Source organism: Nitrosomonas ureae, from assembly GCF_900108305.1.
Lineage (GTDB): Bacteria > Pseudomonadota > Gammaproteobacteria > Burkholderiales > Nitrosomonadaceae > Nitrosomonas > Nitrosomonas ureae_B.
The window spans coordinates 24,441-38,395 of the sequence record NZ_FNUX01000029.1 but is presented as its reverse complement, the minus strand read 5'-3'; the positions used below and the strand labels follow the sequence as shown (position 1 = coordinate 38,395).

General features: G+C 43.0%; 9 protein-coding genes and 1 tRNA gene. 9 read left to right on the top strand and 1 reads right to left on the bottom strand.

Annotated features, from left to right (window positions below):
- On the bottom strand, positions 1–277 hold a 277-nt coding region (locus tag C4S39_RS13120), incomplete at its 3' end, for a transposase (protein WP_258039450.1).
- Positions 278–545: 268 nt separating this feature from the next.
- Between C4S39_RS13120 and rpsU the strand changes: the two genes are divergently transcribed.
- From rpsU to C4S39_RS13075, 9 genes are all read left to right on the top strand, one after another.
- On the top strand, positions 546–758 hold the full coding sequence (gene rpsU / locus C4S39_RS13115; protein WP_013648785.1) for a 30S ribosomal protein S21: 213 nt from the start codon (positions 546–548) through the stop codon (positions 756–758).
- A gap of 117 nt (positions 759–875) precedes the next feature.
- Positions 876–1,322 carry a GatB/YqeY domain-containing protein gene (locus tag C4S39_RS13110; protein WP_103967412.1) on the top strand — a complete coding sequence of 149 codons (447 nt, stop codon included), beginning with the start codon at positions 876–878 and terminating at the stop codon, positions 1,320–1,322.
- An 87-nt stretch (positions 1,323–1,409) separates the two neighbouring features.
- Entirely contained in the window at positions 1,410–3,209 is a 1,800-nt protein-coding gene (gene dnaG, locus C4S39_RS13105) for a DNA primase (RefSeq protein ID WP_103967406.1), read from the top strand.
- An 87-nt stretch (positions 3,210–3,296) separates the two neighbouring features.
- Entirely contained in the window at positions 3,297–5,519 is a 2,223-nt protein-coding gene (rpoD, locus tag C4S39_RS13100) for an RNA polymerase sigma factor RpoD (protein WP_181023829.1), read from the top strand.
- A gap of 11 nt (positions 5,520–5,530) precedes the next feature.
- A tRNA-Ile gene (locus C4S39_RS13095) sits at positions 5,531–5,607 on the top strand.
- A gap of 605 nt (positions 5,608–6,212) precedes the next feature.
- A complete protein-coding gene (locus C4S39_RS13090; protein WP_103967405.1) occupies positions 6,213–6,443 on the top strand; it encodes a sulfurtransferase TusA family protein in 231 nt (76 codons plus the stop codon).
- Positions 6,444–6,871: 428 nt separating this feature from the next.
- A complete protein-coding gene (locus tag C4S39_RS13085; RefSeq protein ID WP_103967404.1) occupies positions 6,872–7,882 on the top strand; it encodes a metal-dependent hydrolase in 1,011 nt (336 codons plus the stop codon).
- Positions 7,883–7,932: 50 nt separating this feature from the next.
- Complete coding sequence (locus C4S39_RS13080) at positions 7,933–10,188, top strand: CHASE2 domain-containing protein (RefSeq protein ID WP_258039449.1); 2,256 nt, start codon at positions 7,933–7,935, stop codon at positions 10,186–10,188.
- A gap of 500 nt (positions 10,189–10,688) precedes the next feature.
- Positions 10,689–13,952 (top strand): TonB-dependent receptor domain-containing protein, encoded by a 3,264-nt coding sequence (locus tag C4S39_RS13075; protein WP_258039448.1) that lies wholly within the window; start codon positions 10,689–10,691, stop codon positions 13,950–13,952.
- Positions 13,953–13,955 lie beyond the last annotated feature (3 nt).

The following is a 13,955-nucleotide window of genomic DNA, read 5'->3' as shown; positions in this document are numbered from 1 at the left end:
TTAATGCACCAGTACCATCAGGGTGCACTTTGATGCTGGTGCTATCCATCGAAACGGCTTCAATTTTGATGCGAATGATTTGTTGTTGCTGCAACTGCTCAAAAACTTTTTGAAGCACGCCACTTTTTGCCCATCGATTCATTCGAGTGTAGATGGTGCGCCAATTGCCGAAGCGCTTGGGTAGTCCACTCCACTTGCAACCATGCTCGGTAACATACAGAATAGCATTGAGAATTTGTAGATTGGAATGACTGACATTGCCACGTTGGCGCGGCATACAGTGTTCGATCTGTTGATATTGGCTTTCGGTGATTTACATCACCGCATTATATCAAATAGTGTTAACAGGCCCTAAATCAATGTATTCATATCATGGATACTATCAATATTTTGCTTATGGCCAGCAACACGTGAATTGTAGATTCTTCTTTTGCAACAAACTTCTTAGTGTTATAATCAAAGGCTTTTGTTATGCCCATACTCGTTAATGGGTGAAGAATAATTTTTTTGCTATCACTAACTACTAACCAAGAGATCACGCCTATATGACGACTATTAAAGTTAAGGAAAATGAGCCATTTGAAGTTGCAATGCGACGCTTTAAACGTTCTATCGAGAAAACGGGAATACTAACAGAACTACGTGCTCGTGAGTTTTATGAAAAACCAACAGCAGAGCGAAAACGCAAACTTGCGGCGGCCGTAAAGCGTAACTACAAGCGTTTGCGCAGTCAATTGCTACCACCAAAACTTTATTAAGTGATCATAGTCCGATTGTCAGAATAATAGATCTGAAAGTAGTTGAAAGCTATTTTCAGCTATCTTTGAATTGACTATTGGAGTCGAAGAATAATATCAGGCTCGCTCATTATGGCTATCGATTTAAAGCAGAAAATTACCGAAGATATGAAAATTGCGATGCGTACGGGCAATACTAAGCAACGTGACGCTATTCGTTTATTGCAAGCCGCTATCAAACAGAAAGAAGTTGATGAGCGCATAATACTTGACGATTCGGGAGTCTTAGCTATTATCGAGAAAATGCTCAAGCAACGTAAGGATTCAATTACTCAGTACGAAGCAGCGCAGAGATTTGATCTTGCCAATAATGAAAAGGATGAGGTTTTGGTTCTTAGTGCATATATGCCCAAACCCTTTAATGAGTCTGAAATAAATGCTCTAATTTCTGAAGCAATAGTAGAAGCTGGCGCAGTAAGTATGCAGGATATGGGAAAAGTAATCGCGATACTAAAACCAAAGCTTACCGGACGTGCTGATATGGGCAAAGTATCTATATTGATCAAAGAAAAAATGTCGATCTGATGTTATCCACCTAAGGATTCTGCTTGTTGTAATTTTAGTTGGGATAATTTCTTTTAGTTGCTTGCGGGATGTATTATTTCTTGATAAATGATTCCACAAACTTTCATTCATGACCTGCTTAATCGTGCGGATATTGTCGATACGATTGACCGCCATGTGCCACTTAAGAAAGCAGGCGCTAATTATGTTGCGTGCTGCCCGTTTCATAATGAGAAAACCCCTTCATTCACAGTCAGTCAATCTAAACAGTTCTACCATTGCTTTGGTTGCGGCGCACATGGCAGTGCCATCCACTTTCTAATGGAATATGGTGGATTGAGCTTTGTTGAAGCAGTACACGATTTAGCAGCTCATGTTGGAATGCAAGTACCAATTCAGCAAGAAAATATCCCCTCTAATTCAGCTGTCCGTAATGATTTAGAGTATTTCGCAAATGACCATTACATTAACAATTCAGCGATATCTTCTCAAGAACTTTTAAATTTAATGCAAGTCGCCACGCGTTTTTATCGAGAGCAATTAAAAAATTCCGAAAAAGCTATTGCCTATCTTAAAAAACGTGGCTTGTCGGGTGAATCAGCTGCGCGATTTGCTATTGGTTATGCACCAACCGGCTGGCAAAATCTGGAAACCGTTTTTTCTGATTATAAATCAGAAAAAACCCGTAATTTATTAGTTCAAGCCGGATTAGTCATTGTTGGAAATGAAGATAAACAATACGACAGATTCAGAAATCGCATTATGTTTCCAATTCTTAATCAGAAAGGCCAGATCATTGGTTTTGGCGGACGGGCATTAGACGATGAAGAGCCCAAATATCTGAATTCTCCAGAGACGACTCTATTTGAGAAGGGGCGCGAATTATACAATCTTTTTTCTGCACGTCGCGCTATTCGTGAGGTAAATTGTGCACTCGTTGTAGAAGGATACATGGATGTCATATCGCTTGCGCAACATGGAATTGATCATGCAGTAGCTTCCTTGGGCACATCCACAACCAGTTTTCATTTACAAAAGCTATTGCGTCAGACTGATCAAATCATTTTTTGTTTTGATGGAGATAAAGCCGGTAGAAAAGCTGCTTGGCGGGCTCTTGAAAATAGTCTTGCGCTACTTTCGGATGGTAAGTTTCTGAGCTTTCTTTTTTTACCTGAGGGCACAGATCCCGACAGTTATGTAAAACAAAACGGAAGAGAATCTTTTGAACAGTTGCTAAAACAGTCAATACCCTTATCAGAATTTCTATTTAAGGAATTATGTTCAAGAATTAACATCCAAACTAGCGAGGGTCGCGCCAAACTGATAAATGATGCCAAGCCACTATTGCAGCAAATAACTGCAACAGCACTTTCATTGATATTATTAAGACGCTTGGCAGAGCTCAGCAACATTGATCAGCCTGAACTAGAAGAAATATTACAAACAAGGCCATCTTCCAAGAGGCATGTGACAAGGAAGGCATCACCAAAACAACTGGCTACACCTCATCGTCGGTTAATTATGATGCTATTACACAATCCTAATTATATCAATAGGATAAATAGAAAATGGCTTTCAGAGGAAAAAGAAAACTCAAAAGAAATAGCTGCACTAAAAGTGTTGATTGAACTTTTTGACAAAAATCCTCACTTGATTAATAGTGAATCACCAACTTCAACAATATTCGCTTATTTACAAGACAGTTCACATAGAACATTGTTTGAAAATATCGAAAGTGAAACTTTAAAATGGGACGACACAATTGATTTGGAAGCAGAATTCTCAGGTACATTAGAAAAATTACAACAGACGCAACGCGAGAAACGTATCACAGAATTATATAGCAAGCCTCTGAGCATGCTTACTAATGATGAAAAACGGGAACTACAACAACTAGCAATGCGATGAAGCTGGTTTAAAGTGTCAGCAGCAAGGAATTTTGCTATAATTCGACCTTTTCAGCTATAAATTCATCCATATCATTGGGAATCCAATATGCCAAAAACAAGAGCAACAGGAACATCCAAGTCTGAAGATATCGAAAATGAAGTTATCAACAAACTATCCACAAAAAAAACAAAGAACGTCGATAAAGAAATGGCAGAAAAGAAAGTAAAAATGACCGTAAAAAAAGCAACAGATAAAACGATTCCAGCAGGAGTATCTGCTAAAGCCACCCTGGGTGCAGTTGAAACTTTTCAAGAGGCAATGGATGAAAATGCTGGCGGCCTGAGCGAGATCAAGAAAACCAGAGGCAGAATTCCCAAAAGGAACAAAACAAACATAAGCAAAGATCAGGTTGATAAAATTAATTCTGCCTCTATTATCCAAAGCAGTAATTCACAACCTCAGGATATTGAAGCGCGTCGTATGCGCTTGAAAATACTTATTGGATTAGGAAAAGAACGCGGATATCTCACCTACGCGGAAATCAATGATCATTTGCCTGATGATATGCTGGATGCAGAGCAAATTGAAGGTATCATCAGCATGATCAATGATATGGGCATATCAGTGCATGATGAAGCGCCGGATGTCGAAACCTTGTTGATGTCTGATGCAGCAACCACGGTGGCTGATGAGGATGTTGCAGAAGAAGCAGAAGCTGCACTTTCAACAGTTGACTCCGAATTTGGACGCACGACCGATCCGGTGCGCATGTATATGCGCGAAATGGGTTCAGTAGGTTTACTCACGCGCGAAAGTGAAATTGAAATCGCAAAACGTATCGAAGGTGGATTGCGCCATATGATTCAAGCGATTTCAGCCTGCCCTCCAATTATTGCAAGAATAGTTGATTTGTCTGTTGAAGTTGAGAAAGAGACTATGCGTATCGATGAAGTTGTCGATGGATTATTAGACGCGAATGCACAAGATATTATCAATGAAGAATTATCAGAAGAAGCTATCGAGCAAGAGCTTGCTTCCAACGATCTCGCCGATGATGAAGATGAGGATGAAGACAGCGACGGCGCAGCAATTGCTAGCGCTGATCTGTTAAAACTTAAAGCGGATGCGCTTGAACGTTTTACAGTAATTCGCCAAATGCACAACGAAATGCAAGCGTTGCTTGAAAACGATGGGCCTTATCATCAAGATTATATTGAGTTGCAAGATAAAATTTCGTCTGAGTTAATGGCCATTCGATTTTCTGCAAAAATGGTGGAAAAGCTTTGTGACACTCAACGCGAATTAGTTGGCGATGTGCGTAACTATGAACGTAAAATAATGGACTTATGCGTATCTAAAGCGAAAATGCCAAGAAATCACTTTATTAAGACTTTCCCCGGAAATGAGACAAATCTTGATTGGATCGCGCAAGAAATCAAAGTGGGAAAGCCCTATGGTCAAGCACTCGAGCATTACAAACCCGCAATTCTTGAAGAGCAACACAATCTGCTTGCACTTAGAAGCAAGATTGGAATCCCAATAAAAGATTTGAAAGAAATCAATCGCAAGATGTCTACCGGCGAAGCAAAAGCCCGTCGTGCCAAGCGCGAAATGACAGAAGCAAATTTACGCTTGGTAATTTCAATCGCCAAGAAATATACCAATCGTGGATTACAATTTCTTGATTTAATTCAAGAAGGAAATATTGGTTTAATGAAGGCAGTGGACAAATTTGAATATCGGCGTGGTTACAAATTTTCAACTTATGCAACATGGTGGATACGTCAAGCAATTACCCGCTCAATTGCCGATCAGGCACGCACGATACGAATACCAGTGCATATGATTGAAACAATCAATAAAATGAATCGTATCTCACGACAGATACTACAAGAAACAGGGCAAGAGCCTGAGCCGGCTGTGCTCGCGCAGAAAATGGAAATGCCCGAAGAAAAAATTCGTAAAATTCTTAAAATTTCCAAAGAACCGATTTCCATGGAAACACCGATTGGCGATGATGAAGACTCACATCTCGGTGATTTTATCGAAGACGCGGCTACGATGGCACCGGCCGATGCAGCGGTCTATGCCAGTTTACGCGGTGTAACAAAAGATATATTAGACTCATTAACACCACGCGAAGCCAAAGTGTTGCGTATGCGTTTCGGCATCGAAATGAATACCGATCATACTCTGGAAGAAGTCGGAAAACAGTTCGATGTTACTCGTGAACGCATTCGCCAGATTGAAGCCAAAGCGTTGCGCAAGTTACGTCACCCTGCCCGTTCTGAGCGCCTACGTAGCTTCTTGGATACTGGAAACAGTTAAAATAAAAATAGGGGTCTGTAGCTCAGTTGGTTAGAGCAGGGGACTCATAATCCCTTGGTCGCTGGTTCGAGCCCAGCCAGACCCACCAATATTCAAGCACTTAGAGATTAATTTCCTAAGTGCTTTTTTCATTCTAGTTTTATGTAGCCTTAATGTAGGAAAATCCTATCTTCGATAAGTAATTAAATCTGTCGTTATAGAAACAGCTGTAACTAATCGCGCAATTTGATGCTACGCTTTTACCGATTTAACGCTCCATTTCTGTCGATCGGCATAAAAAACTTTCCAGTTATCGGCGTCGAAAAGTTTCCACCTGGTATAGTTGGTTAATCGGTTTTATACCCTTTTTACGATGATTGAACCGGTAAAAATCATTCCCTGTTCCCACGATGTCACAATGATGGGTAATTCGGCTTGACAGTGCGGCGATCAATTGGTATCTCAATCGAAATATTAAATTCCAATTAAGTTACAATCAGATCCATTTCGACGGCGCAATGAGCGGAATTGATCGGTTTACAGAAGAAATTATCCTCGCGCATGCAAATCGCGCTTTAATCACTAACCGTACGAAATAGAAAAAATCGGTGAACAGCAATGTGGTTTTATAGAACACAAGAGTTTTGAAATGGCTTTTTTACCTAATACTTGTTTGAATTAAAGTTTGTAGCATAAAATTTATACTTATTGAAGATGGAGAAAATTGACAAGAAACTGGATGCGCGCGGCTTGGTTTGTCCTCTGCCTATTTTACGCACCAAGCAATCGCTGGCTGGCATGATCAGCGGACAAACACTGAAAATCGTTGCCACCGACCCGGGGTCTTTGATTGATTTCCAGGTTTTTTCCGAGCAAACGGGAAATGAATTATTGTCTATGACGCAAACTACTGGTGAATTCATCTTCATACTTAAAAAGCGGTAGATAATCCTGATTAAATCAGGATCACAATCAATTGTTCCGCATTATGCATCCTTGCCAATGTCTGCTGAATAGCTCAGGCTAATGCGCTTTTATCATTCCGGTACAAGAACCCCATGGGACCGGCTTGAAAAACAAATCCGATCGCCCTCCCGTCACGGCAAACGCTACTTCACGAGGAAAGATTATCTCACCCGAATTATTAGCCACAAAATCATTCCAAAAGGAAAGAAACTGATATCATCTTTGCATCCGAAAACAATCACCATAAAACTTACCCAGTAATTCTGGATTCTGATTATTAATCGACTTCTACTTTACTGGAGAGGGTCCAGGCAAATGAATTTCTATGCCTGGAAAATATTTTATTTATTCAATCAATTCACATTCATTTGTAAAGTAACGCTTGTTTCTTCACAGCTTTTAACACTATGGATTTAATAACCCAAGGATTGCTTGGCGCCACGATGGCACAATCGGGTGCAAGGCAACAGGAAACGCGCATGGCAACCGGCATTGGTTTTCTGGCTGGCATTGCAGCGGATGCTGATATTCTGATTCAGTCCGAAAATGATCCGCTGTTAAATATCGAATTTCATCGCCATTTCACCCATTCACTATTTTTCGTGCCTCTAGGCGCTTTGATTGTTGCTTTGCTGTTATGGCCGTTTTTACGCAAACATTTGCCTTTCGCCCGTTTGTATCTATTCACTTTTCTCGGATATTATTTAAGTGGCGTGCTGGATGCGTTCACCAGTTACGGCACGCATCTGCTATGGCCATTGAGCGATGAGCGCATGGCGCTAAGCATTATTTCAGTCGTGGACCCGGTCTTTACCTTGATTCTGCTGGCTGCCGGAGTGATGGCATACAGAAAGTACAATCATAATGCAGCCCGTGTCGGATTACTGCTCGCAGCGATCTATTTGTCGTTCGGCTGGATGCAGTTGCAACGAGCCGAAACTGTTGCCGAATCAATGATTGCGGCAAGAGGACAGCAAGCAGAACAATTGCTGGTAAAACCAACGCTTGCCAATTTGCTGCTATGGCGCTCAATCTACGAGTTTGAAGGCAAATTATACGTCGATGCGATTCGTGTCGGCTTATTCTCCGAACCTCGCATTTATGCGGGTGAATCCATTAAGAAATTTGTTCTGGAGCGTGATTTAAGCACATTGCCGTCTTCTTCGGTACTGGCGCAAGATGTTGCACGTTTCAGTCATTTTTCTGCCGGACTGCTGGCAATTCGTCCGGAGCAGCCCAATGTGCTCGTTGATGTACGCTATTCGAATTTACCGATGACGCTAGCCCCGCTATGGGGTATCGAGATAAATCCGGAACAACCGGATCAGCACGCAAAATATATGCTTTATCGCGATTCATCCCGTGCCACGCGAGAAAAATTCATCACACTGCTGCTAGGCGGACATTTATTGGATTGAATCCGTTATAAAGATAATGCACCCCACAGCTTATGCTTAAAGAAATAAACATGACCCGATGGCTTAAGCACCTTTTCCTTGGCATTGTTATCGGCTTGACAGGAGCTATTGTCCATCTATCTCCTGCAGGATTATGGATGGAAGAGAAATTTGGCTTGTATTGGTTGTTTCATTTACGTGGAACGGTTACGGCACCGGATAATGTCGTCGTCGTTGCCATTGATCAACCTTCTGCATCCCGTTTTAATTTACCTACGGCTCCACAATTATGGCCGCGCGAAATACATGCACGGCTCATCGAGCAATTAACCCAGGCTGGGGCAAGTATCATTGTGTTTGATCTTATCTTTGATACACCCAGCGCAATAGCTGCGTATGATCAGAAGCTGGCGTTGCGCATGAAAACAGCGGGCAACATAGTGCTAGTGGAAAGATTGGTCTATGAAGATACCGCATTTTCCACAGATGCAAACGAGCAAAATTATAATCGGATTGTTAAGGAAGGGCCTATACCGCTCCTGCCGCTTATTGCTGATGCCGTCCAGGCTCATGCACCTTTTCCTTTGCCTAAGAAAGAGAGAGTCAATCATTATTGGGTTTTTAAAACTGATGCCGGCGACATACCCACGATACCCACTGTCGTTCTACAAATTTTTACGCTACCGCTTTATGAAGATTTTATCCGGTTATTGCGCATTGTTAATCCAGCTTATGCGGCGCAGCTGCCAATTAGCAAAGATGTGACAGATATTGAAGATTTAATCTTCACACTGCGCGATCTCTTTCTAAATGAGCCTAACCTTGCCCATCGCCTGAAGAATGAACTCAATCGCGATGCAAATCTGAATTCCATTCAAAGAAATACGCTTCATGCGCTTTTGAATACATACTCAGGAAACGACACGCGTTATTTGAATTTTTATGGTCCACCGCGCAGCATCAGAACCATACCCTATCACCAAGTTTTATTCCCTGATGACAATGCGACTGCTGGACAATCCAGGGCAATAAATTTCCAGAATAAAGTAGTATTTGTCGGCTTCTCTGCGGCCACTCAACCGGAACAGGATATTGTCCGGGATGACTATCACACCGTTTTCTCAAATCCCGATGGACTTTACATTAGCGGCGTCGAAATAGCGGCAACAGCATTTGCTAATTTACTGGAAAACAAACCTATCAGACCCTTCCCGCTAATGGGCAGCTTAGGCATTTTATTTGTATTAGGCCTTGGATTGAGCATCATTTTTATGCTCTTACCTAATCAGAGTGCTGTCGTGGCCAGTTTTGCACTGATTTTTCTCTATGCTGGCAGCGTCTATTATTTCTTCAAGGAAATCAGTGTCTGGCTACCCCTTATCAATCCGGTTTTTCTGCAGTTGTCCATGGCCTTATTTGGTGCAATATCACTCAAATATTACGAAGAAAAACATGAAAGCCGGCAATTGAAAAAAGCTTTTGGCTATTTTCTCCCTGATCGAGTCGTCAATGATATTGTTAGAAACTCAGGCGCCATGGCATTGAATAATCAACTCGTGTATGGCGCCTGCCTTGCTACCGATGCCGAAGCCTATACCGCACTGGCGGAAAAGATGGAACCGCAACAGCTCGGTCAATTGATGAATAGCTACTATGCTGTTTTATTCGAACCCGTAAAGCAGCATAATGGTACGGTATCAGATGTGGTTGGCGATGCCATGCTGGCCATATGGGCCAAAACCTCGGCCAGTTCCGATTTGCGCAAAGATGCTTGTCTCGCTTGCCTGGATATCGCTGCCGCCATTGAACGTTTTAATCGCACCCTTGACCAGCCGAACTTACCTACACGCATGGGATTGCATTTTGGTGAAATGTTACTGGGCAATATTGGCGCGCTGCATCATTTTGAATACCGCGCGGTCGGAGATATCGTAAATACCACTAGCCGCATTCAGGGAGTCAATAAATACCTGGGCACCCGCTTGCTGGTATCGGGTCAGGTGATCACGGGCTTAGACGAGTTTTTGATCCGCCCTTTGGGAGATTTTCTCCTGACCGGGAAATCCACGCCCGTTAACCTGTTCGAGCTTATCGCACACAAACAATCAGCCAGTCAGATACAATTGTGGCTGTGTGAAACATTTTCCCGTGCGTTAAAAGCTTACCAGGATCAACAATGGATCGAAGCTTGCGATAGCTTATATCAAATCCTGAATAGGATTCCAGAGGATGGTCCCTCAAAGTTTTTTTTAAACCTCTGCAAGAAAAACCAATCAGCGCTACCAGTCGATTCATGGAATTCAATCATACGTATTGAAACCAAGTAACCAGAATGACTGCATCCCAAAACCTTAATTAGCAGCACGGACAATTCTTTCGGTCGCTTCTTTCATATAATCAAACCACTGTTACAATCTGGGGTGCGAATATGAATTCTTACTTTGACAGCACATATCATGCTGTTTCCCCAAGATAAAATCCGCTATAGCGTATAGTCATCGCAGGATACCGGCCATGAAAATAGCCCAAGGCTCATAATTTCTCAAAATCTCTTTCTCTGCGCAATTTAAATTCGCTACGTGCAATAACCAGTTTACGTATGGGGAATACCACATACAATTGGAAGAAAAAGCGCTAATATCCTTCCGGTGTAAGTTTCACTGCTCTTCTAAAGTTACAACGAAACACTCAGCGCATCAATTCTTCTGAATTGGCAATTTGATCGCGTCTGTTTGTAATGTATGAGAACATAAAATAAGATCAATCAAGAATGAACATATGCTGCCCAGACTTGCTACACCGGCGATTTGGAGAAGCATCGAACCAGATGCTTATTCTTATCGCGATGCTTTTTTCTCTAGGTCATATCGATTCATTGCATGCCGCATCAGAATGCGGCATAGCAACCGCCCACGCTCGCATCGTGTCCGTACAAGGGGTGATCGAGATCAAGCGCATTCAGGAAAAAGCCTGGCAACCGGCCAGCATGGATACACTCCTGTGCGGCGGTGACATGATCCGCTCCAGATCCCGCAGTCGTGCAGCATTGCGGCTCAATAACGATAGCATGCTTAGGCTGGATCAGAGATCGAGCATTATTTTTCCAGCAACGCAGGAAGATAAAAACATCTCGCTGCTGGATTTTATCGAGGGTGCGATCCATATCATCACACGAACACCGAAGCCGTTCAGAATCAGAACCCCCTTTGTTAACGCCAGTGTGGACGGAACCGAATTTCTGGTCCGCGTGCACGGTAACGATGCAGAAGTTGTAGTTTACGAGGGCAAAGTGTCGGTCAGTAATGACTGGGGCCGCCTGGCACTCAATGATCATGAAGCAGCCATTATTCACAAAGATCAGGCACCGCAAAAAGAAATCATGATATTCCCCATCGATGCGGTGCAATGGGCATTGTACTATCCAACTATCCTGGACTACTGGCAGGATCGTGGCACACAAGATATCGATGCGTTAATTCATCAAGCGGGTCAGTTGCTTAATACCGGACAGGTTGAAGAGGCCCGGACAATCATCCAGCGCGTACTGCAGCAAGAACCAGGCAATAGTGACGCCTATGCCTTACTGGCTATCGTCGCCGTAGTGCAAAATGACAAAGATCAAGCACTCGGGTTAGCTACCGCAGCGGTTACCCATCATCCGCAATCGGCCGCAGCGCACTTGGCGCTTTCCTATGCCCAGCAAGCAAATTTCCAGATTGAAGCCGCGCTTAAAAGTGTACAACAAGCTATGCTGCTGGATCCGCAGCATGCGTTGGCCTGGGCGCGCATTGCGGAATTACGAATGTCGCTGGGTGAACTGGAGCAAGCCAGGCAGGCCGCGCAACAAGCGGTCAAACTCAATCCTGCTTTGAGCAAAACACAAACGATATTAGGTTTTGCACAGTTATTGCAACTGGAAACACAAGCCGCAAAAGTAATTTTTCAGCACGCGATTGAACTTGATCAGGCCGATCCAATGCCCAGGTTAGGGCTTGGTATCGCTCTGATTCGTGAAGGCAGCCTCGAAGCAGGACGCATAGAACTCGAAATCGCCGCCAGTCTGGATCCGGCCAATTCGTTGATTCGCAGTTATTTGGGTAAAGCGTATTTCGAGGAAAAGCGCTATCCACTATCGAGCACACAATTTGATCTGGCCAAAGAACGTGATCCAAAAGACCCAACCCCGTGGCTGTATGACGGTATCCAGAAACAAACTCAAAATCGACCGGTGGAAGCGCTCAGGGATATTCAGAAATCGATTGAACTGAACAATAACCGTGCGGTGTACCGGTCCAGACTTCTGCTTGATCGCGATGAAGCGGCCCGGGGCTCCAGCCTGGCACGCATCTTTGAAAATCTGGGATTTGAAAAGCGTGCCATTATGGAAACGGCAAAATCGCTGAGCTTCGATCCGGCCAATCATTCGGCGCATCGTTTTTTATCCGATACCTATGCCAATATTCCACGCCATGAAGCAGCTCGTGTCAGTGAACTGCTGCAAGCGCAATTGCTGCAACCGATTAATGTCAATCCCGTGCAACCGCACATGGCCGTAGCCGATCTTAATATCATTAATAATACAGGCCCGTCGAATCCCGGATTTAACGAATTCACTCCCCTGATGGAACGCAGCAGAACGCAATTGGTCACGTCTGGCGTGGTCGGCAACAATAGCAGCTTGGGCAATGAAGTGGTTTTCTCCAAGTTCAATGAGCGCACCTCGATCAGCCTGGGTCAATTTCATTATGAAACCAATGGGTTCCGCACCAACAACGATCAGAACCATGATATTCTCAATGCTTTCGTTCAGCATGCACTGACATCCAAATTGAATCTTCAGGCTGAAGTACGGACACGTTCGACTGATCACGGCAACTTATTACTTGATTTTGACAAGGATTCCGCGAATCTCAATCTACCTCAGAATAGATTTCGCCGGAAAATTGATGAAGACTCGGTACGCGTGGGTGCCAGATATGATCTGACATCGAATCAGAACGTCATCATGTCAAGTCAATACACCAATAGAAAAAGTGAGAATACAGATCCTAATCTCAATCCTATAAGGCTTATTAATGATGTAACTTCAGCCAAAAATGAAGCTTATCAGACTGAAATCCAATATCAGTTCCGAAGTGATAAGACTAACCTGCTTGCAGGCTCTGGTATCTACCGTACCGATGTTGATCGAGAAATGAGAGAAATAAGCTTGACAACAGAACGCGTCAATTGCTGTTCCACAGACAGCTTCAACAATGACAAAACAAATGGTTATGTTTATACCAATTTGAATCTTAATGAAAATATAACTACCACCCTGGGCTTTAGCTACGACTCGTATCAAGGGAGAGGCTTGTCAATTGATAGGTTTAATCCAAAATTTGGATTGCAATTGAATCTTACGAAGCAGTTAAGATTACGCATGGCTTGGCTAGAAACGATAAAAGCCCCGCTCACAACTCAGCAAACTATTGAGCCCACTCAGGTCGCCGGTTTTAACCAATTGTTTGATGATCCTAATGGAACAAAATCCCGCAGAATGGGAATTGGATTGGATGCTCACCATGAAAATAAAATCTTTACGGGCTTCGAAATTTCAAGCCGAGATTTGGAGGTTCCCATTCATTCTTCGAGAAGCAGCAGTTTTCAGGATCAGGAAGAAAACTTGTATCGCGCATACTTATATAAATTGTTGCATACTCACTGGACAGCCAGAAGTGAAATTCAGTTTGAGAAATTCTCTCGGGCAGAAACATCGGCTGGCCCCCACGCAATTGATACGTTGAGTATCCCGACGGGAATCGATTATTTCAGTCCAAAAGGTTTCTTTGCCAACCTAACTGGCACTTTTGTACATCAAAAGGTCGATCGACAGGGGAGTCAGAATGAAGGTATCGACAAATTTTTCTTAGTCGATGCATCAATTGGCTATCGACTGCCCAACCGGAGAGGATTATTCAGCTTGGAAGCAAGAAATATTTTTGACGAGTCTTTTTTATTCCGGAATGTTAATTTTCAAACATCCGAACCGGTTAATTCACGCTTTATTCCTACACGCACAATCTTTGCACGTGTAACCTTAAATTTCTAACGA

Excerpts from the sequence above, each read along its gene's own strand:
- rpsU (WP_013648785.1), top strand. The coding sequence starts at position 546 with ATGACGACTATTAAAGTTAAGGAAAATGAGCCATTTGAAGTTGCAATG.
- dnaG (WP_103967406.1), top strand. The coding sequence starts at position 1,410 with ATGATTCCACAAACTTTCATTCATGACCTGCTTAATCGTGCGGATATT.
- rpoD (WP_181023829.1), top strand. The coding sequence starts at position 3,297 with ATGCCAAAAACAAGAGCAACAGGAACATCCAAGTCTGAAGATATCGAA.
- C4S39_RS13090 (WP_103967405.1), top strand. The coding sequence starts at position 6,213 with ATGGAGAAAATTGACAAGAAACTGGATGCGCGCGGCTTGGTTTGTCCT.
- C4S39_RS13085 (WP_103967404.1), top strand. The coding sequence starts at position 6,872 with ATGGATTTAATAACCCAAGGATTGCTTGGCGCCACGATGGCACAATCG.
- C4S39_RS13080 (WP_258039449.1), top strand. The coding sequence starts at position 7,933 with ATGACCCGATGGCTTAAGCACCTTTTCCTTGGCATTGTTATCGGCTTG.
- C4S39_RS13075 (WP_258039448.1), top strand. The coding sequence starts at position 10,689 with ATGCTTATTCTTATCGCGATGCTTTTTTCTCTAGGTCATATCGATTCA.